At 61.4% G+C, this 20,040-nt stretch carries 19 protein-coding genes, 1 tRNA gene and 1 pseudogene; 11 read left to right on the top strand and 10 right to left on the bottom strand.

Annotated elements, in window-relative coordinates; genetic code table 11:
* Nucleotides 1-101: 101 nt before the first annotated feature.
* The 3 genes and pseudogenes from AC0JZ4_RS07605 to AC0JZ4_RS07595 form a co-directional block, all read right to left on the bottom strand.
* Nucleotides 102-866, bottom strand: a pseudogene (locus tag AC0JZ4_RS07605) (transporter associated domain-containing protein); the annotation flags it as partial.
* A 122-nt stretch (nt 867-988) separates the two neighbouring features.
* Nucleotides 989-2,119 (bottom strand): 3-dehydroquinate synthase, encoded by a 1,131-nt coding sequence (aroB, locus tag AC0JZ4_RS07600; RefSeq protein ID WP_471885787.1) that lies wholly within the window; start codon nt 2,117-2,119, stop codon nt 989-991.
* A complete protein-coding gene (locus AC0JZ4_RS07595; RefSeq protein WP_471885786.1) occupies nt 2,119-2,706 on the bottom strand; it encodes a shikimate kinase in 588 nt (195 codons plus the stop codon). The genes aroB and AC0JZ4_RS07595 overlap by 1 nt, the downstream gene beginning before the upstream one ends.
* Nucleotides 2,707-2,853: 147 nt before the next feature.
* Here AC0JZ4_RS07595 and AC0JZ4_RS07590 point away from each other — a divergent pair, with 147 nt between their 5' ends.
* The 5 genes from AC0JZ4_RS07590 (at nt 2,854) to AC0JZ4_RS07570 (ending at nt 6,713) form a co-directional block, all read left to right on the top strand.
* Complete coding sequence (locus AC0JZ4_RS07590; protein ID WP_471885785.1) at nt 2,854-3,009, top strand: hypothetical protein; 156 nt, start codon at nt 2,854-2,856, stop codon at nt 3,007-3,009.
* A 13-nt stretch (nt 3,010-3,022) separates the two neighbouring features.
* Nucleotides 3,023-3,967: a site-specific tyrosine recombinase XerD gene (gene xerD, locus AC0JZ4_RS07585; protein ID WP_471885784.1), complete on the top strand. Its 945-nt coding sequence runs from the start codon at nt 3,023-3,025 to the stop codon at nt 3,965-3,967.
* A gap of 63 nt (nt 3,968-4,030) precedes the next feature.
* Nucleotides 4,031-4,984, top strand: coding sequence for an acetyl-CoA carboxylase carboxyltransferase subunit alpha (locus AC0JZ4_RS07580; RefSeq protein WP_471885783.1), 954 nt, complete (start codon nt 4,031-4,033; stop codon nt 4,982-4,984).
* A gap of 179 nt (nt 4,985-5,163) precedes the next feature.
* Nucleotides 5,164-6,465 (top strand): L,D-transpeptidase family protein, encoded by a 1,302-nt coding sequence (locus AC0JZ4_RS07575; RefSeq protein WP_471885782.1) that lies wholly within the window; start codon nt 5,164-5,166, stop codon nt 6,463-6,465.
* A 17-nt stretch (nt 6,466-6,482) separates the two neighbouring features.
* On the top strand, nt 6,483-6,713 hold the full coding sequence (locus AC0JZ4_RS07570; RefSeq protein ID WP_471887831.1) for a sulfurtransferase TusA family protein: 231 nt from the start codon (nt 6,483-6,485) through the stop codon (nt 6,711-6,713).
* Here the strand turns inward: AC0JZ4_RS07570 and AC0JZ4_RS07565 are convergent.
* Complete coding sequence (locus AC0JZ4_RS07565) at nt 6,703-7,875, bottom strand: CobW family GTP-binding protein (RefSeq protein WP_471885781.1); 1,173 nt, start codon at nt 7,873-7,875, stop codon at nt 6,703-6,705. The two genes, AC0JZ4_RS07570 and AC0JZ4_RS07565, sit on opposite strands and share 11 nt — an antisense overlap.
* A gap of 27 nt (nt 7,876-7,902) precedes the next feature.
* Nucleotides 7,903-9,000 carry a D-alanyl-D-alanine carboxypeptidase family protein gene (locus AC0JZ4_RS07560; RefSeq protein ID WP_471885780.1) on the bottom strand — a complete coding sequence of 366 codons (1,098 nt, stop codon included), beginning with the start codon at nt 8,998-9,000 and terminating at the stop codon, nt 7,903-7,905.
* 154 nt (nt 9,001-9,154) lie between these two features.
* On the opposite strand from AC0JZ4_RS07560, the gene AC0JZ4_RS07555 reads away from it, so the two are divergent.
* The 4 genes from AC0JZ4_RS07555 to AC0JZ4_RS07540 all read left to right on the top strand — a co-directional run bounded on the left by AC0JZ4_RS07555 (nt 9,155) and on the right by AC0JZ4_RS07540 (nt 11,548).
* Complete coding sequence (locus tag AC0JZ4_RS07555) at nt 9,155-10,324, top strand: M20 aminoacylase family protein (RefSeq protein ID WP_471885779.1); 1,170 nt, start codon at nt 9,155-9,157, stop codon at nt 10,322-10,324.
* Nucleotides 10,325-10,379: 55 nt separating this feature from the next.
* A tRNA-Arg gene (locus tag AC0JZ4_RS07550) sits at nt 10,380-10,456 on the top strand.
* Between the two features lie 205 nt (nt 10,457-10,661).
* A complete protein-coding gene (locus AC0JZ4_RS07545) occupies nt 10,662-10,856 on the top strand; it encodes a hypothetical protein (protein WP_471885778.1) in 195 nt (64 codons plus the stop codon).
* A gap of 5 nt (nt 10,857-10,861) precedes the next feature.
* Nucleotides 10,862-11,548, top strand: coding sequence for a Fic family protein (locus AC0JZ4_RS07540; RefSeq protein WP_471887830.1), 687 nt, complete (start codon nt 10,862-10,864; stop codon nt 11,546-11,548).
* A gap of 74 nt (nt 11,549-11,622) precedes the next feature.
* Here the strand turns inward: AC0JZ4_RS07540 and AC0JZ4_RS07535 are convergent, their stop codons facing one another.
* On the bottom strand, nt 11,623-13,545 hold the full coding sequence (locus tag AC0JZ4_RS07535) for a hybrid sensor histidine kinase/response regulator (RefSeq protein WP_471885777.1): 1,923 nt from the start codon (nt 13,543-13,545) through the stop codon (nt 11,623-11,625).
* A 36-nt stretch (nt 13,546-13,581) separates the two neighbouring features.
* On the bottom strand, nt 13,582-14,307 hold the full coding sequence (locus AC0JZ4_RS07530; RefSeq protein ID WP_471885776.1) for a Crp/Fnr family transcriptional regulator: 726 nt from the start codon (nt 14,305-14,307) through the stop codon (nt 13,582-13,584).
* Between the two features lie 116 nt (nt 14,308-14,423).
* Between AC0JZ4_RS07530 and AC0JZ4_RS07525 the strand changes: the two genes are divergently transcribed.
* Nucleotides 14,424-15,167, top strand: coding sequence for a response regulator (locus AC0JZ4_RS07525; protein WP_471885775.1), 744 nt, complete (start codon nt 14,424-14,426; stop codon nt 15,165-15,167).
* On the opposite strand, the gene AC0JZ4_RS07520 is transcribed toward AC0JZ4_RS07525, so the two are convergent.
* Both AC0JZ4_RS07520 and AC0JZ4_RS07515 read right to left on the bottom strand, forming a co-directional pair.
* The gene (locus tag AC0JZ4_RS07520) at nt 15,140-15,739 is read right to left on the bottom strand and encodes a hypothetical protein (RefSeq protein WP_471885774.1); all 600 of its coding nucleotides are present in this window, start codon (nt 15,737-15,739) and stop codon (nt 15,140-15,142) included. The two genes, AC0JZ4_RS07525 and AC0JZ4_RS07520, sit on opposite strands and share 28 nt — an antisense overlap.
* Before the next feature lie 41 nt (nt 15,740-15,780).
* On the bottom strand, nt 15,781-17,010 hold the full coding sequence (locus tag AC0JZ4_RS07515; protein WP_471885773.1) for an FAD-dependent oxidoreductase: 1,230 nt from the start codon (nt 17,008-17,010) through the stop codon (nt 15,781-15,783).
* Between the two features lie 128 nt (nt 17,011-17,138).
* Between AC0JZ4_RS07515 and dxr the strand changes: the two genes are divergently transcribed.
* A complete protein-coding gene (gene dxr, locus AC0JZ4_RS07510; RefSeq protein WP_471885772.1) occupies nt 17,139-18,326 on the top strand; it encodes a 1-deoxy-D-xylulose-5-phosphate reductoisomerase in 1,188 nt (395 codons plus the stop codon).
* Between the two features lie 219 nt (nt 18,327-18,545).
* Here the strand turns inward: dxr and hemA are convergent, their stop codons facing one another.
* Nucleotides 18,546-19,760, bottom strand: coding sequence for a 5-aminolevulinate synthase (gene hemA, locus AC0JZ4_RS07505; protein ID WP_471885771.1), 1,215 nt, complete (start codon nt 19,758-19,760; stop codon nt 18,546-18,548).
* Nucleotides 19,761-20,040 lie beyond the last annotated feature (280 nt).

The raw sequence follows: 20,040 nt of genomic DNA, 5'->3' as shown, positions 1-20,040 counted from the left end.
ATGGCTCCGAGGTAAAGGGAAAAGCTGAAGATAGATCTAAGGCGGCAGCGCGCATTCTGGCCATTGCCAGCCAGCCCTTTGCCAGAGACGTGAGGCCGGCATCACTCGGCCGGCAGCACCGTCTCCTCAGCCGGCCTGATCCTCAGGCGGGTGATCCGGTTTTTCTCACGCTTCATCACGATGAAGCGCTTGCCGTAGAAGGTGAAGGCCTGGCGTTCTTCCGGGATGAGCTTGCTCTCGTTGATCACCAGTCCTGCGATCGTCGTTGCTTCGCCATCCGGCAGGTCCCAGCCGAGAGCACGGTTGAGGTCGCGGATCGGCACCGAGCCCTCGACCACGATGGACCCGTTCGCCTCCTGCCGCACACCCGACAGTTCGACGTCGTGCTCGTCGGCAATATCGCCGACGATCTCTTCCATGATGTCTTCGAGCGTCACGAGGCCCTGCATCTCGCCATACTCGTCGACGACGAGGGCGAAATGCAGCTTGCGTTTGAGAAATGCGGCGAGCTGGTCCCTGAGGCTGGTGCTGTCGGGCACGAACCACGGCTTCTGCATGATCTTGGCGATATCGACATCTGCCGGCGCGACACCCGGCTCCAGCAGCGCCCGGAGAAGATCCTTGGCATGCAGGACACCGATGATGTTTTCGGTCGAGTGGCGCCAGACGGGCATGCGCGTATAGGGGCTTTCGAGTACCGTGCGGACGATGACGTCCGCCGGCTCGTCGGCATTGACCGCCACCATCGCCATGCGGTGGCACATGACGTCGGAGACTTCGAGTTCGGTCAACTCGAACAGATCACTCAGCCGGTCGCGATCCTTGGCGCCGTAGTCGCCGTCACGATGAAGAATGTCGAGCGCCGCATGCAGCGTGTCGTGATCGCAGCGTTCCAACGTTCGGCCGTTGAGCGACACCCCCGTCGCGCGCATCATCCCGCGAATGACCGCATTGACGAAGCGCGAGAGAAGACCGTCGCCGGGCGTCGTCATTTTGCCAGCTTCCCCCGGAGAAAGCTTGATACTTCCGAGGATGGAACATCGTCGGCGACGAAGGTCTGGCCGATGCCACGGGTGAGGATGAAGGTCAGCTTGCCGCCCTTCACCTTCTTGTCCTGCATGATCGCATCGAGAAGCACCTCGGCACCCGGCAGTTCGCCCGGAATTTCGCTTATCTTCGTCGGCAGGCCGACGGCTTTGAGATGCGCCTCGACACGCCTTGCATCATCCGGGCTTGCCAGGTTGAGGCGGGCGGAAAATTCGTGCGCCAGCACCATGCCGATCGAAACGCCTTCGCCATGCACCAGTCGCTTGCTGTCATAGGCGGTGGCGGCTTCCAGCGCATGGCCGAACGTGTGGCCGAGATTGAGCAACGCCCGGCGCCCCGTCTCGCGCTCGTCCTCGACGACCACATCGGCCTTCGACTGGCAGCTGACGGCAATCGCCTCGATCCGCTCCGGCCCTCCTTCGAAGACCTGTTTCCAATTCTTCTCCAGCCATTCGAAAAAGGCCGGATTGTCGATCAGTCCGTACTTGGCGACTTCCGCATAGCCGGCACGGAATTCGCGCGGCGACAGCGTGTCGAGGATGGATGTGTCGGCCAGCACAAGATCAGGCTGATGGAAGACGCCGAGCAGGTTCTTGCCGTGGCGGGTATTGATGCCCGTCTTGCCGCCGACGGAACTGTCCACCTGTGACAGGAGTGAGGTCGGGATCTGCACGAAGCGGACGCCGCGACGCACGATGCCGGCGGCAAAGCCGGCCAGATCGCCGATCACGCCGCCGCCGAGCGCGATCACGGCGTCGTTGCGCTCGATACGCGCCGAAAGCACCATGTCGCAGACGGTCGAGAGATGCTCGAGGCTCTTGGTCTTCTCGCCGGCGGGAAGCGTCAGCGAGACGGCCTCGATACCGTCGGTCTGCAACCCATCCATCAAAGCTTCGAGATAAAGCGGCGCGACATGCTCGTCGGTGACGATCGCCGCCTTGCGGCCCTTGAGCCGCGCAGTGATCTCGCCGCCGGCACGCGACAGAAGACCCGGTCCGATCAGGATGTCATAGGCACGCTCGCCGAGCGGCACATGGACCAGACGTTCGGGAGAGCGGGATTGCACAGTCATTACGCGTCACCTTGTTCGGCAAGCCGGGCGACGGCCTGCAGCACTTCATGCATCATAACGTCCTTGCGGACATTGCCCGAGATCACCGTGATATCCGCCTCGGCATAGATCGGGTAGCGCTGGTTCATCAGGTTTTCCAGCGTCTGCCTGGGGTTTTCCGTCTTGAGCAACGGCCGGTGGTCGCGGCGGTTGACCCGGTCCCACAGCACATCGAGATCGGCCTTCAGCCAGACGGAAACGCCACCCTGCTTGATTTGCGCCCGCGTCGCCTCGTTGATGAAGGCGCCGCCGCCGGTGGAGACGACGCGCGGCCCCTGCTTAAGCAGACGTTCGACAACGCGCGTCTCCAGCGCCCGGAATTCCGTCTCGCCATACTGGGCGAAAAGCTCGGAGATCGACATGCGCGATACGGATTCGATTTCCGCGTCGGTATCGACAAACGGCACGCCGAGCGTCTGGGCTACCAGCTTGCCGATGACCGATTTGCCTGCCCCCATCAGCCCGACAAAGATCAGGTTGCGTCCGGCGAGAGCCTTCTGCGCCTGGTCCCTTAATGTCTCTCGCTCGACTGTTACTGCTTCACTCATGATGTCGTCCGTTCTTGCAACCGGTATCAACAAATGTTCATCCAGCGTCAAGCCACGCGGCCCCAGACATCACGGCTATGAAACCTATCTTTTCGATCTGTAAACCATTACCGCTATAGTGCGCCGGATCGATACGGAGCCTCTCGCATGCCGACACTCTTCCGCTTTCTCTTCATAATCGCGATGATCGTCGGCATCATCTATGGTGGCATGGTCGCACTCGTGGTGCTGGTCGAGCCGAAGGAGCGCGAGATCACCGTCCGCGTGCCCTCCGAAAAGCTCAACCCGCCGGCACAGGAATAGCGAAGGCCTTGCCATGAGGGATCTGTCCGGCGCCCATATCGAAGCCTTTCTGGAAATGCTGAGCGCCGAACGCGGGGCGGCGGAAAACACGCTTCTGTCCTACAGGCGCGATCTCGACGACCTTCACGACTTCCTGATCTCGACCAAGGCGACGCCGCTCGGCGCCGAAAGCAAGGATCTTTCCGCCTATCTTTCGGAACTCGGCCGTCGCGGCTTTGCCGCCTCCTCGCAGGCAAGGCGGCTTTCCGCCATGCGACAGTTCTACAAGTTCCTCTATGCGGAAGGGCTGCGCGTCGACGATCCGAGTTCGGTTCTCGACGCGCCGAAAAAGGCCCGTACCCTGCCGAAGAACATGAGCGAGGAAGATGTTACCCGCCTGCTGGAGCGGGCGACACTGGAGGCCGCGGATCCCGGTGATGGTCGCCTGTCGCGGCTGCGCATGCTGGCATTGCTGGAACTGCTTTACGCCACCGGCATGCGGGTGAGCGAACTGGTGTCTCTGCCGGTCAAGGTGCTGGAACAGGAAGGTCGCTTCCTGATGATCAGGGGCAAGGGCAACAAGGAACGGGTCGTTCCGCTCTCTCGCTCGGCGATCGCCGCCCTGCAGGCCTATGGCGCGGCAATGGAAGCCGCACGCACGGAAGACGATGAAAGCACATGGCTGTTTCCCTCCTATGGCAGCGCCGGTTATCTGCCGCGCCAGGTCTTTGCCCGCGACCTCAAGGGACTGGCGGCCCGCGCCGGCCTCAAAACCTCCGCAATCTCGCCGCACGTGATGCGCCACGCCTTTGCCAGCCACCTTCTGGCCCACGGCGCCGACCTTCGCGTGGTGCAGGAACTGCTCGGCCATTCCGACATTTCGACCACGCAGATATACACACATGTGTTGGAAGAACGGCTTCGACAGCTGGTGGAAATGCATCACCCTCTTGCAAAAGAGGCTAAAAACCGGGATTAGAAGCCCCAAATGAAAATAGGAACCCAGAGTTCCTGACGCAAAAACAACGGGAAACCGGACCTGATGCAGACTTATCTCGATTTCGAAAAGCCTATCTCGGACCTCGAGGGAAAGATTCACGAGCTGAAAAAGCTCGCTGCCGAAGACGAAAGCATCGATACCTCGGATGAAATTTCGCGCCTTGAAGTGCGCGTCAAGGAAGCCACCCGCGAAATCTATTCCAAGCTCGGCGCCTGGGAAAAGACGCAGGTAGCCCGCCACCCGCAGCGCCCGCATTTCGTCGACTATGCCGCCCACCTCTTTACCGAGTTCACGCCGCTCGCCGGCGACCGCAACTTTGGCGAGGATGCGGCGATCCAGGCAGGCCTTGCCCGCTTCAACGGCATGCCTGTGGCGCTGATCGGCCAGGAAAAGGGCAGCGACACCAAGACCCGCCTGAAGCACAATTTCGGCAGCCCGCGCCCCGAAGGCTATCGCAAGGCGATCCGCGTCATGGAAATGGCCGACCGTTTCGGCCTGCCGATCGTCAGCCTCATCGATACCGCAGGCGCCTATCCGGGCGTTGGCGCCGAGGAGCGCGGCCAGGCGGAAGCCATCGCACGCTCGACGGAAATGTGCCTTGGCGTCAAGGTTCCGATGGTTTCGATCGTCATCGGCGAAGGCGGCTCGGGCGGTGCGATCGCGATCGCCACCGGCAACCGCGTCTACATGCTCGAACATTCGATCTACTCGGTCATTTCGCCGGAAGGCGCAGCCTCGATCCTGTGGCGCGATTCGACGCGCGCCCGCGAAGCCGCGACCAACATGAAGATCACCGCGCAGGACCTGAAGGGCCTCGGCATCATCGACGAGATCATTCCGGAACCGAACGGCGGCGCTCACCGCGAGCCGGTGACGGTCATGAATGCTGCCGGCAAGGTGATCTCGTCGGCACTCAAGGATCTCGGCAAGCTGTCGGGCGACGAAGTCCGCGCTGCGCGCCGGCAGAAATTCCTCGAAATCGGCCGCAATCTGTAACAGCCCGCCAGGTTGGTAAAGACATTGCCAACTTCGGCCATTTTGGGCATAAATGCGCGGGCGGCGGGTTTTGCTGGACAGGCGAATTCGAGCGGTTAAGAAAATGTAAAGCTTACCGCTTGATTATAGCACACCCATACCCTTGGTTTGATGCCGAACTCGATATGTGGTCCGTTACGATGCGTCTGAAACACATCGCCCTCGCGCTTCTGGTTGCAACAGTCCTCACAGGCTGCAACGACACCCTCGATTCCGCCACCGGGGTCGACATATCCAAGGTCAAGAACAAGGTCGAGCAGCCGCTTTCGGCCAAGGTCGTCGCGGACATGCAGGCAAAGAACATGCCGCGCACGTCGCCGATCATGATCCGCATCTACAAGGAAGAAGGCAAGCTCGAGATCTGGAAGGCGAAGGCGGACAGCCGCTTCGACATGATCCGCAGCTACGACATCTGCGCCTGGTCGGGTAAGCTCGGCCCGAAGGTGAAGGAAGGCGACCGCCAGGCACCCGAAGGCTTCTACAGCCTGACGCCGGCGCATCTGAACCCCAATTCGAAATACTATCTGGCGATCAACACCGGCTTCCCGAACCGTTACGATGCGGCCAACGCCCGCACCGGTTCCAACCTGATGATCCACGGTGCCTGCTCGTCGTCCGGCTGCTACTCGATGACCGACGAGCAGATCCTGGAGATCTACGCCTTTGCCCGCGACGCCTTCAAGGGCGGCCAGACCGCGGTGCAGCTGCAGGCCTATCCCTTCCGCATGACGGCGGAAAACATGGCGCGCCATCGCGACAGCGAGCACAGTGACTTCTGGAAGATGATCAAGGTCGGCTACGACAATTTCGAAGTGACCAAGCGTCCGCCGGAAGTGGCCGTCTGTGGCAGGAAATATGTCTTCAACCAGCAGGCCGCAGGCCCGGTGAGCGCCGCTGCCGCCTGCCCGGACATGTCGACGCCGCCGGCACTCGCCTCGGCGCTTGCCACGCATAACAAGACCTATGACCTTGCCTTCGAAAAGGCTGTCGACAAGCTCGGCAACAAGGTCTGGTACGAGCCGTCCGAGGCCGAGCGCAAGGCTGTCGTCGCCGAAAAGCGCAAGGGCCGCGATCTGGCCTATGCTCCGACCGGAACCTCGCTTGCCGCCGGCAAGCTGATGAGCCAGTCCGAATTCCAGGCGATGATGGACAAGCGCTCAGGCGCCGGCCAGCCGAAGCCGGCAACGACCCAGCTCGCGTCCGTTTCGTCTTCCCCGCGTCCGGCAACCGCCGCCGAGCGCATGCGCGGCGACCGTCTGCCGGCCACCACAGGCTCGACGCCTGTCGCAACCGCGGCCACCCCGGTCGTCGAGACCGCCGAGGGCCGCACCGCCGCCGTGCCGGTTCCCGAGCAGAACCCGCTTGCCTACACCGCACCAGCGGCACCGGTGAGCGACGCCAAGAAGCCGTTCTGGAAATTCTGGGACAAGGACAAGCAGTGACCGTTGACGTCACTGCAATGATCTATGACCTGCGGGGCCTCAAATGCCCATTGCCGGTGTTGAAGACGCGCAAGCGCCTCATGAGCCTCATCCCCGGACAAATCCTGACGATCGAAACCAGCGATCCTCTCGCCGGCATCGACATTCCGCATTTCTGCCGTCAGGAAGGCCACGAACTTCTGGCAAACGAGCGGACGACGGACGGCCACCGCTTCGTCATTCGCAAAGGCGATGCCGTTATCGGCTGAAACCCGGCACCGCGAGCGGATTATCCTCCAGCGCCGCACGATCCGGCCGGTCGAGGCGCGGCTCGCCCACAAAGGCGGAGAAAAGATCCGCGACGAACTCTTCCGGCAACCCCTTGGTGATCAGCACCATCCGGGTTTTGCGGTCCGACCCGGCCGGCCATCCGGCCAGACGCTGCGGCGGGTGGAAGATCGCCTGCACGCCATGCAGCACGAGCGGCCGCTCGACATTGTCGGAGAGTTTCACGATCGCCTTCATCCGCAGAAGCTTCTCGCCATGGGCGGAGCGCAGGAGGTCGATGAACATGTCGATCGCCATCGGATCGATCGGCCGGTCGTGGACGATAGAGAACGAGCGGATGTCATGCCCATGGCGCGTCACATCATGGTGGTGATGATGGTGCCCGTGGCCATGATGATGATCATGGTTATGGTCGCCATGTCCGTGGTCATGATCGTGGTGGTCGTGGCCGTGATGAGCATCTGCCGCCACTTCCGCCCGCAGCCAGCGGTCGACATCGGCGATCTTGGTGGCCGGATCATAAAGTCCGTTCAGGAGGATCGACAGACCGCCCGCCGCCTCGTCATCGCCATCGATAAGCGGCGCGCGCGGGTTGAGCGCGGCGAGCCGGCTGCGCAGTGCCGCAACCTCTTGCACCGTCGCGAGCGTCTGCTTGGAGACGATCAGCCGGTCGGCGACCGCGACCTGCTTCACCGCTTCCTGATGCGCGTCGAGCGTTGCAAGCCCGTTGACCGCATCGACGACGGTGATGACGCCCTCAAGCTCGAAATTCTGCGCGATGACGGGATTGCCCATCACCGACTGCATGACGGGTGCGGGATCGGCAAGGCCGGTCGTTTCGATCACCACGCGGGTGATCGGCCTGTTGCGGCCGGTCTGGATCGCGTCGATCATGTTCGCCAGCGTATCGACCAGCTCGCCGCGCACGGTGCAGCAGAGGCAGCCGTTCGACAGCTCGACCAGCGAGTCACCGGAGGTTTCGACGAGCAGATTGTCGATGCCGACCTCGCCGAACTCGTTGATGATCACCGCGATATCGCGCGCTTCGGGATCGCGCAGCATGCGGTTCAGCAGCGTCGATTTGCCGGCACCGAGAAACCCGGTGATGATGGAGACCGGGATGCGGTTTTGACCAAAGGCCATGTCTTATCCAATCAGAAAGCTGCCCCGTTAAAAGGTGGGGCGCGGCACCGGAACCGGGATATTCGCATAGGTGCGGTTGCCGATCGTCGTCGGCTGCGGCTCGCTGCCCGGAATGAGGCCGGCAAACGAATATTCCGGCGGGCGGGTCATCTCATGGATATAGGGCGAATGCAGCACGGTGCGGCCGGCATCGTCGCGACCTTCGCTGCGCACCTTCGCCGCCTTCGGATTGCAGATGTCCAGGCTGATATCGTTGACGACGGCGGTATCGCCATAGGGCTGAAGCGACGAAAGCGGCGCGCCCTGGCCGGCAGCCGTGGTGAGGCCCTGCTGCAAAAGGTTGGCGGAATCGTCCGCACGTCCGGCAAGGCTGTCGGCGCCGAGCACGACGGAAATCACCGTGCGGCCATTGCGGGTGGCGGACGACACCTGATTGAAGCCGGAGGCGCAGATAAAGCCCGTCTTCATGCCGTCGGCGCCATCGAAACGGCCGATCAGCGTGTTGAAGTTCGGATATTTCTGCTTGCCGGTATCAATGCCCTCGATGGTGAAATAGCCGGCATATTGCGGATATTCGGCGCGGATATGCAGCGCCAGAATGCCAAGATCGCGTGCCGTCGTATACTGCCCCTTGCCGGGCAGGCCATGCGGGTTGATGAAATGCGTCGACGACATGCCGAGACGCTGCGCTTCCGCATTCATCATCGCCACGAACTGATCGCTCGTACCGCCGACGGTTTCGGCCACGGCAACGGCGACGTCATTGGCAGATTTTACCAGCAGGATCTTCATCGCGCTGTCGAGCGTCAGCTGCGCGCCGGGGCGGAAATACATCTTGCTCGCCGGCTCGTCCGTCGCCTTCTTGCTCATCGTCACGGTGCTGTCGAGCGACAGGCGGCCGCTGCTGATCGCCCGGAAAGTGACGTAAGCCGTCATCAGCTTGGTGAGCGAAGCCGGATACCATTTGCGGAACGCATCCTGATGGGCGATCACGCGGCCGGTATTGGCATCGATCAGCATGCGCGGATTGGCGGATGCCGAAGTTGCCGAAGCGAGGATGCCGAATGCCGCCACGAGGCAGGCGACCCGACTTGAGGTGCGGTGGCGGAAGGTCGAATGTGGCAAGATGGATCCTCGTCCGGATGTTAACGAGTTGGGCCATTAGATGGCCTATATGTCGAAGCAATGGCAAAGAAGATTGATTACGTCAATCGGGACAGGCACTATGCCTGACGGGTGGAGTGTCATAAGCACGTGAAGACTGTCGATAGGAAATAGTATGCCCATTTTGAACCGCGCAGCCGAGCTTCAGGGCGAAGTGACCGGCTGGCGACGATTTCTCCACCAGAACCCCGAAATTCTCTATGACGTTCACAACACCGCAGCCTTCGTTGCCGGGAAGCTGCGCGAATTCGGCGTCGACGAAGTGGTGACCGGCATCGGCCGCACCGGCGTCGTCGGGGTGATCCACGGCCAAGGAAATGGCAAGAGCGGCCGCACGATCGGCATGCGCGCCGACATGGATGCTCTGCCGCTGACGGAAGTGACGGGCAAGGACTATGCCTCGCAGACGCCCGGCGCCATGCATGCCTGCGGTCACGACGGCCACACGTCGATGCTTCTGGGTGCCGCAAAATATCTGGCTGAAACCCGCAACTTCAACGGCTCGGTCACCGTCATCTTCCAGCCGGCCGAAGAAGGCGGCGCCGGCGCGCTGGCCATGGTCGAGGACGGCCTGATGGATCGCTTCGGCATCCAGGAAGTCTACGGCATGCACAATATGCCGGGGATCGCACGCGGAAAATTCGCCATCCGCAAGGGCGGCATCATGGCAGCCCCGGACCGCTTCACCATTACCATCACCGGCCGCGGCGGCCATGCGGCCCAGCCGCACAAGACGATCGACCCGATTTTCATCGGCTCGCAGCTCGTCGGCAACCTGCAGGCGATCGCCGCCCGCAATGCCGATCCGGTCCAGTCCGTGGTCATCTCCGTTACCCGCTTCGATGCCGGCACGACCCACAACATCATCCCCGACACGGCAACGATCATGGGCACGGTGCGCACGCTGTCCGAAGACACCCGCGACCTTGCCGAGAATCGTATCCGCCAGATCGTCGACGGACTGGTCGCCGCCCACGGTGCGGAGGCGAGGATCGATTACTATCGCCAGTGCCCCGTCACCTTCAACCACGACCTGGAGACCGACCACGCAGTCGAGGCGGCAACCGAGATCGTCGGCCCGGCGAATGTCGATGCCAATGTCGAGCCGACCATGGCCGGTGAGGACTTTGCCTTCATGCTGAAGGAACGCCCCGGCGCCTTCATCTTCATCGGCAACGGCGACACCGCCCCGCTGCATAACCCGAAATACGATTTCGACGACGAATCGATCGCATTCGGCATTTCCTACTGGGTAAAGCTCGCGGAAAAACGTCTGTCGGACTGATCGCCGGAAAAGGGCTTGGCTAATCCAAACGGCTTTTGTATGGATGGGCGCAAGTGGTCCCATAGCTCAGTCGGATAGAGCGCAGGATTCCTAATCCTGAGGCCGATGGTTCGAATCCATCTGGGATCACCATATTATCATTATCAAATGGCATTACCTTGTCCAACTTCAACGTGCTCTGCGTCGACGAAGTTGGCCAAGGTTGTCGCCATGCAATGGTCTCCTATATGTGGCAAACAAACCCCACCAGCTTGACGCAATGCAGGGATAGAAGAATTGCGATTGCCAGGAATCGCAAAGCTGGTTTTATGGGGCCGACAGTGAAAGGACTACCGGCATGAATGAACCACTCAAGAAACTCATCGAGATTGCGCGAACAGCACCGCAGACGAAGAGTGACATCGAAGTTCAGCGCCGCAGCTTCGCGTATGGAAACACTCATTTCGAAAACAGCAAAATTACGCGTGAAATGGTCGACAAGATCGCCGACGAAATGCCGTTTACCGGCGATTTAGGCAAAAAGGCTCGTTGAGCCAGATGACAGAGGAAGATCGCCGCCATAGCGTTGCTGGTGAAGCCTACCTGATCAATGACGATATAGCCCGTGCCGAAGCGGAGGCCAAAAATGGCCTTATTCAGTTCGATCTTGCATGCCGGATGATTATGGACGCTATAGAGAAAGGCGGAGCCTGGAAGCTTCGACCTTCTACGATCCTTAATCTACATCGTGCTGCACTTGACGGAATTAGCCCATATGCCGGAAATTTCCGGCCTGCCAGCGTATCCATTCAAGGGAGCGAGCACGTTCCGGTCGATGCATTCCTCGTGCCGGAATTGATTGAAGATCTATGTGACTATGTCAATGACAACTGGGCATCCAAAACTGCGGTCCACCTCTCGTCTTACATAATGTGGCGCTTGAACTGGATACACCCCTTCAGCGACGGCAATGGACGAACGTCGCGTATGGTCTCGTACTTGGTGCTTTCAGTAAAAATCGGCATGCTTCTACCGGGCAGAAACACGATACCGGACCAAATCGTAGACAACCGAAAACCATATTTCAGCGCGCTTGAGGCGGCCGACACGGCGGCAGCCGAGGACAAAATTGATCTCGGAGAAATGGAAACGCTCATTGAGCAGATGCTTGCGGTACAGTTGGCTGTAGTCATGGAAACTGCTACCGGCAAACACTATCTTGATGACGGACCGTCCGATGCGTAGCAATCTTATAAGATAGCCGTTGGCGGGCCCAACCACTGCACTGTTAAAATCTGTCAGCATCATTTTGCCTTGTCTCAATCCAGCAATTCCCTCAGCCTCACAGCCAGTTCCCTCGCCGTATAAGGCTTCTTCAGCCAGCTGCCGGAGAGCGCCAGTTCGCGGCCGGCGATGGCTGGTTCGGCGTAGCCCGAGGTGAACAGGACGCGGATATGCGGGCGCTCCTGGCGCACCACGTCGGCGAGTTCGTCGCCGGTGATGCCGCCGGGCATGACGACATCGGTGAAGAGCAGCGCGATATCGTCATGCCGATCGAGCTGGGCGAGCGCTTCGGTGCCGTTTTCGGCCTCCACCACCTGATAGCCGAAGCTCGTCAGTCGGGAAACGGCGACACGCCGGACACGCGCATCGTCCTCGACGACGAGGATCTTTTCGCTGCCGCCCGGCAAGGGTGCCGGCAGCGGATCGGCGGGGGCCGTGGCCGCGACATCTTCCGCCGCACGCCGTGCAACCGGCAGGAACATGCGCACGGACGTGCCCTGCCCCGGTTCGCTGTAAAGCTGGATATTGCCGCCGGACTGTTTGACGAAGCCATAGACCATGGAGAGGCCGAGCCCCGTTCCGGCACTGATCCCCTTCGTGGTGAAGAAGGGCTCGAACGCCTTTTCCTTCACATCCGGCGACATTCCGGCTCCGGTATCCGTCACCGAGATCAGCACGAAATCTCCGGTTCTCATATTCGCATACATGCGGGCGTAGTCGACATCGAGCTTGACGCGGGAAATCTCGATCGTCAGCTTGCCGCCGCGCGGCATCGCATCGCGCGAATTGATGGCGAGGTTCAAAAGCGCGTTCTGCAGCTGCGAGGCATCGACCAAAGCCTCGTTCGGCGCACCGCTGAGCACGGTGCGGAATTCGACCGCTTCGCCGACGGTGCGTTTCAACAGGCCGGAAAAGCTGGAGACCAGCTGGCCGACATCCACCAGTTTCGGGTTGAGCGGCTGGCGGCGGCCGAAGGCCAGCAACTGGCCTGTCAGCTTGGCACCGTCTTCCGCTGCCGACTGCGCCTCCTGCAGAAGAACCCGAAGGTTCGGGTCGCTCAGCTTGTATTCCATCATCTCCAGATTGCCGCTGATGACGGTCAGCAGATTGTTGAAATCATGCGCCAGACCGCCGGTCAGCTGGCCGATCGCCTCCATCTTCTGGCTCTGGCGCAGCTCCTCCTCGATCTTGTGGCGGCTCGTCAGGTCGCGGATGAAGCCGGTGAAGATGCGCTTGCCATTGGTGCGCGCCTCGCCGACGGCAAGTTCCATCGGAAAGGTAGAGCCATCCTTGCGAAGCCCGGTGACGACGCGGCCATAGCCGATGATGCGGCGTTCGCCGGTGGAGAGGTAGTTGGAAATGTAGCCGTCATGCGCCGCGCGGTCCGGGTCCGGCATCAGAACCTTGATATTCTTGCCGCATACCTCCGCCGAACGGTAGCCGAACAGGCGCTCCGCCGCGGCGCTGAACGAGTTGATCACGCCCGTGTCGTCGATGACGATCATCGATTCCGGCACCGTATCGAGGATCGAGCGGAGATGTGCCTCCCGTTCCGCCAGATCGTTCTGTACCCGTTTCATCTCGGTCACGTCATTGTTGGTCTGGATGATGGCCGGCGCACCTTCATCGGAAAGAGAGACCGGAACCCAGCGTGTCGCCACGAAAACCGGCTGGCCGTCGCGACGGCGATGCTCCACCTCTCCCTCCCAGGAATGGTGAAGCGCGACATGCCGGCGGATCTCCTCCAGGGGGACGGGAAAGCGCGTCTCGAGCAGTCCGTGGACCGATTGGCCGATGGCGTCCTCGCGCGACCAGCCGTAAAGCGCCTCGCAGCCCGCGCTCCAGCGGATGATGATGCCGTCAGCGCCATGGACGATGATATTGGCATCGTTCAGGAGGCGGATGGCGGCATCGAGCTGGTCCTGAGCGGTGAGATCCGTGGCGATAATATTCTGCATCAACTGTCCTGGCTGCTTCCTGCTACACCCCGCGCCTTAATGGCGCGAAAGGCTTTCTCCCCAGCTGCATTCATCCTCGTCTCCGGCCAATTGCGCAAGCAGCATCGGCTTGAAAATCTTGATCGAATGGCGACCGACACTTTCCACGACGCCCTTCGCGGCAAGCTTGGTGATGGTGCGCGAGACGGTTTCGATCGTCAGGCCGAGGTAATCGGCCATGTCCTGGCGGGTCATCGGCACATGGACCAGCGATTGCGAGCCACTCTTTGCTTCCGCCCGGCGCGCATGCTTCATCAGGAAGGTGCAGAAGCGCTCCTCGGCGCTCTTGCACGACAGAAGCACCATCTGGTCCTGCGCCGCCGCCATTTCGTCGCAGACGCGCTCGAACATCTGCGGACGAAGCTCGTCCGACTGTTCGACAGCCGCATCGAAGGCCCGGCGGGTCAGCCGGCGCACCCTGGTCGGCACGATCGCCTCAGCGCTGTAGAGATAATTGCCCTTCAGCGAAACACCCAGCAGGTCACCGTCATAGACGAAACCGGTAATCACCCGGCGACCGTCCGAGATGATCCGGAAGATGCGCATCGCGCCTTCCACCACTTCGAACACGTGCTTTGCCTCGTCACCTTCGAAAAACAGCGACTGACCGGACTGGACGAACTCGGCGGGCTGACGCGTGAACAGGCCGTTCAGCGTCTCCGGCTCGATATTGGCAATGACATTGAGTGCAGCGCGTTCGCGATTATAGCTGGTGAGAAACATGCTCTTGGCCCCGTCGTTTGATGGGGGCAGTTGACCCTGCTCACGTAACGCGCGAATGCTACAACTGTTAAAGACGGTTCGATTTGGTGACAGATTGTAACAGCCTGGCTTAATGAATGTCGATTGAAACAGCCCCGGTGGCGCGCATAGAGACGCACATACTCGTCGTCGACGACGACCCCCGCATCCGCCAGATGCTTACCCGTTATTTCGAGGGCGAGGGGTACAAGGTTACCACGGCGGGCGACGGCGTCGAGATGAACGTCGCCATGAGATCGAATGGCTTCGATGCGATCCTGCTCGACCTGTCGCTTCCCGGCGGTCGCGACGGGCTCGATCTCGCGCGCGATATCCGCAGCACGTCGGATGTGCCGATCATGATGCTGACCGGCCGCGACGACGTCGTCGACCGCATCATCGGCATCGAGATCGGCGCCGACGATTATATCGCCAAGCCGTTTCACCTGCGTGAGGTCCACGCCCGGCTGAAATCAATCCTCAGACGCCGCCAGCCGGCCGCACCCAAGGCCGTGCAGCAGGAAGAGGACCAGATCATCCGCTTCGAGGGCTGGACGCTCAACCTGTCCCGCCGCGAGCTTGCCTCCGCCGATGAGCGCCAGATCGAGCTGACGACCGGCGAGTTCGACATGCTGGCTGCCTTTCTCACCCATGCTGGCCGGGTCCTGACCCGCGACATGCTGATGGACCTGACCCGTGGCCGCCAGCTGGAAGCATTCGACCGTACGATCGATGCCCAGATCGTTCGCCTGCGGCGCAAGATAGAGGCGGACGCCAAGCATCCGCACTTCATCAAGGCCGTGCGCGGCGTCGGCTACATCTTCACCGGCAAGATCGGCTGACCGGATAGCATCGTGCCGTCGGCACCGTAAACCAGGCCGTGCTCCCACGGCCCATGGTCGAGATAATCTACGAGCGCCGGCCAGTCAGGCGGCACGGCGGTCCAGATATGGATGGTTTGACATCGCTCCCTGATGGCCACATCCCTGACGGCGGAAAAGAGAAGACCCAGAACCTCCTCGCTGTCGCGCAGGCTGACCGAGGCAATCAGCGGCACCTCCATCTGCCGCCGGGCGTCGCCCTGCCGGACGGCCATATGGCAGATGCCGCGAATATAGCCGCGCATGTCCTTCGCCACGAACCAGAGCCTGCAGAGAGCGGCCGTCGCTGTAAGCGCTGTCCATTGCTCCAGATCGAGCCCCGGCATGACCCGCTCGATCACGGCATAGGCGCGCATCGCGTCGCGAACGTGGAGAATGCCGATCCTGTAGCCCATGGAGCCTGCTTGCCCGAACCGGGCGCGGTGATTGAACAAAAATGTTCGATCACCGTCGCTCGAAATCACCTGCGATACATTGAGGCGGGTCAATTCCGTCATCGGCAACAGCATCACCGCCAGCTGCACCAAGGACACCCCCCGCCCCATCATGACGGGAGCGGAAACCGCCCCGACGATCAGCGCCGACCGAAGGGCAGTTTCACATGCTCCATGCGAAAGCCGAGCCCGATCAGCCGGCCGGAAAGATGGGCAAGCAGCGGCCAGCGGGCGATACCGCGAATGAAGGCGGGCGGTCCCTTGCGCTTCGTCTCGTCCGTCTCGTCGGAACGTCGACTGCTGCGCATCATCAGCTGCAGTTTCTGCGTTGCACGGGTCGGGAAACTGCGGCGCCTTTCGACGGCAACCAGATCGGCATCGGCAAGACGCCTTTCGCGCAATGGAGACGCCAGAATGTTGGCGGTCGCCACCGCATCCTGAATGGCGAGATTGACGCCGACGCCGCCGATCGGCGACATGGCATGGGCCGCATCGCCGATGCAGATCAGCCCCGGCCGCCACCATTGCTTCAACCGGTCGATACGCACCGTCAGGAGGCTGGTGTCGTCGAAGGAGAGCAACTCCTCAACCCGATCCGCCGGCAATGGCGAGACATCGGCGACCATCCGCCGGAATGCCTCGATCCCCTTCGCGCGAATATCGGCAAATGTCGTGCGGCGGATGACATAGCCGCATTGCCAGTAGTCGCCGCGGTCGATCAGCACGAAACCCTGGCGCGGCCCGGCATGGCCCATGACCTCGTTCGGATCGCCCGCCTGCTTGGAAAGCTTCATCCAGACGACCTCGCTCGGTACGCCGAATGTCTCGACCACCAGTCCCGCCTTGTCACGCACGACCGAGTTGCGTCCATCGGCGCCAACCACAAGATCCGCATTGATGACGACATCCCCATCGGCACCGGCGGCGACGATTCCCGCCACCCTGCCGTCCACTTCGATGACATCCTTTACCGCCGCCTGCATGATGAGGCGAAAATTCGCAAAGGCCTGCGCCCGCTCGCTGAGGAAGTTGAGGAAATCCCATTGCGGCATGAAGGCGATGAAGCGGTTCTTTACCGGCAGCCTTGAAAAATCGGCGATCGTGACCGTCCGCCCGCCCATTTCGGCGGAGAGCTTCCCGGCCCGCGTATGCGGCAGGGCGAGAAAATCGTCGATCAGTCCAAGTTCGTCCATCACCTGCAATGTCGAGGGATGGATCGTATCGCCGCGAAAATCACGCAGGAAATCCGCGTGTTTCTCGACAACCGTAACATCCACGCCGGCCCGCGCCAGAAGATAGCCCAGCATCAGGCCAGCCGGGCCGGCTCCGGCAATCACGCATGTCGTTTCGATCGTGCTCGTCTTGTCCATGCGCTCATTTCGCTCTCATTCGCCGGCCGATCAAGCGGCCCGCGATCACATATGCCGGCATATGTCCCGCTCTTGTGAGAGGCGGCATTCACTTGTAGACCACCTGCCGGAACTTGATTGGATATCGCATGGCAGAAAACGAGAGACGTCGCATCAGCATTCTGGGCTCCACCGGCTCCATCGGCGTCAACACGCTCGATGTCGTCAGCCAGCTTGGCGGCCGCGATGCCTTCGATGTCGTCGCCATTACCGGCCACAGCAACATCGCCCTGCTTGCCGAGCAGGCCAAAGCCTGTGGTGCACGTTTGGCAGTGACGGCGGACGCAAACCGTTACGCAGAATTGAAGGACGCGCTGGCCGGCACCGGCATCGAGGTGGCCGCCGGGCGCGAGGCCGTGATCGACGCTGGCCGGCGCGATGTCGGCTGGGTAATGGCAGCAATCGTCGGCACCGCCGGCCTTGCCCCGACGCTGGCCGCCGCAGAGCGCGGCGCCGATATCGCGCTCGCCAACAAGGAATGCCTCGTCTCGGCAGGCGACCTGTTCGTCAGGGCGGTTGCGGAAGGCGGCGGCAGGCTCATTCCGGTCGACAGCGAACACAGCGCCATCTTCCAGTCGCTTGAGGACGACCAGCGCCATGCGGTCGAGCGCATCGTCATCACCGCCTCGGGCGGCCCCTTCCGCACATGGTCGCGAGACGAGATGGCAGGCGTCACCGCCGAGATCGCCCGCAACCATCCCAACTGGTCGATGGGCCTGAAGATTTCCATCGGCAGCGCCTCGATGTTCAACAAGGCGCTGGAAATGATCGAGGCGAAGCATCTGTTCGGCGTCCGGCCGGACCAGATCGAGGTCATCGTCCACCCGCAATCGATCATCCACTCGATGGTCGGCTATAGCGACGGTTCGGTTATCGCCCAGCTCGGCTGCCCAGACATGCGCACCGCGATCGGCTATGCGCTGACCTATCCGGACCGCCCGAAACTGGAGGTCGAACGGCTCGATTTCGCCAGGCTCGCAAGGCTTGATTTCGAAGCGCCGGACGAAGTCCGCTTCCCGGCCCTGCGGCTTGCCCGCACGGCGATGGATCGCGGCGGCGTGCAGGGCGCAGTGATGAACGCTGCCGAGGAAGTCTCCTTCCACGCTTTTTGCGACGCCCGCATCGGCTTTCTGCAGATGGCCGACATCGCCGAACAGGTGATGGACGAGATGGTCGGCTTTGGCGCCGCCGCCACGATGGAGGACGTGTTTGCCGCCGATGCGGAAGCCCGCCGACGGGCAGCGGATGCGATTGTGCGTGTGGGAATGGCGGCGTGAGGCGGTTGATCCCCTCACTTGCGATTTCTAACACTTAGCCTTCGGCTAAGATGTTGAAATCGCTTTCTCTCCCACAAGGGGAGAGATACGCTGCGGCAACCTCGGCGCCCTACCTCTCCCCTTGTGGGAGAGGATACAAAATCAGCATCTTAGCGAAAGCTAAGTGCTAGATTTTGTTGGTGAGGGGATTTCTCCCCGAGGGGACTTCCTGCCCCCGCCTCAGGCTACATGCCGCGCCAGCGCGCATTGCGCCCACATCTGATGCAGCGACGAGACGAGGTGTTCGAGATCGGCGTCACTGTGCAGCGGCGTCGGGGTGATGCGCAGACGCTCGGTCTTGCGCGGCACGGTCGGATAGTTGATCGGCTGCACATAGACATTGCAGCTGTCGAGCAGGATATCCGAGATCCACTTGCACTTCGACGCATCGCCGACCATCACCGGCACGATATGGCTGGGGTTGGGGATATGCGGAATGCCGTGCTTGTCGAGCATGCCGCGCAGCGTGCGCACGCGCTCCTGATGACGGGCGCGTTCCAGCTGGCTCGTCTTCAGATGCTGGATCGAGGCAACGGCACCGGCGGCAATCGCCGGCGGAATGGCCGTGGTGAAGATGAAGCCCGAGGCGAACGAGCGGATGAAATCGCAGAGCGCCGCTGACGCCGCAATATAGCCGCCCATCACGCCAAACGCCTTGCCGAGCGTGCCCTCAATGATCGTCAGGCGGTCCATCAGCCCCTCGCGCTCGGCAATGCCGCCGCCGCGCGGACCGTACATGCCGACCGCGTGAACTTCGTCGAGATAGGTCATCGCGCCATATTTGTCGGCGAGATCGCAGATTTCCCTGATCGGCGCGATATCGCCGTCCATCGAGTAGACGCTCTCGAAGGCGATCAGCTTCGGCGCAGCCGGATCCGCGGCGGCGAGCTTGGCTTCCAGGTCTTCCAGATCATTGTGCTTCCAGATGACGCGGTCGCACTTGGCGTAGCGGATGCCTTCGATCATCGAGGCATGGTTCAGCGCATCGGAAAAGATCACCAGGCCGGGGATTTTCTGGCCGAGCGTGCCGAGTGTCGCCCAGTTGGAGACATAGCCGGAGGTGAAGACCAGCGCCTGCTCCTTGCCATGCAGGTCTGCGAGCTCGCGCTCAAGCAGAACGTGGTAGTGGGTGGTGCCAGAAATATTCCGGGTGCCTCCCGCACCCGCGCCACAGTGATCGATGGCCTGATGCATCGCGGCAAGCACAGCGGGGTGCTGGCCCATGCCGAGATAATCGTTGGAACACCAGACGGTCACGTCCCTGGTACCATCGGCAGCGTGATGGGTAGCGCGCGGAAAACTGCCGCGATGCCGTTCGAGATCGGCGAACACCCGGTAGCGGCCCTCCTGATGAAGACAGTCCAGCTCGCCTTTGAAAAATGCCTCGAAATCCATTTCAAACTCCAAAACCTGACCCGGTATTGGGTCCGGCCGCTCCATTCGTCAAGCCTAAAACACGCGACTCGACACTGCCTGCGGCAATAGGCCCATTTTTGAATCGTTCCAAACCAAATATGCCCGCTCGCCAAGATGTGAAAATTGATTCACGTCAAGCACGGGCGAAAACCACCCGTTCGCTTTCGCATCCCTGTCGCCACCACCATCTGGCTGGCATCAGCCGTAGCGCAAGGGTTGCGGCCTCGACAATAAAACACCGCTGGCGATCTGGACACAC

The organism is [Rhizobium] kunmingense (genome assembly GCF_977018605.1).
The sequence above is the reverse complement of the archived record's forward strand: the minus strand, read 5'-3'. Positions and strand labels throughout refer to the sequence as shown.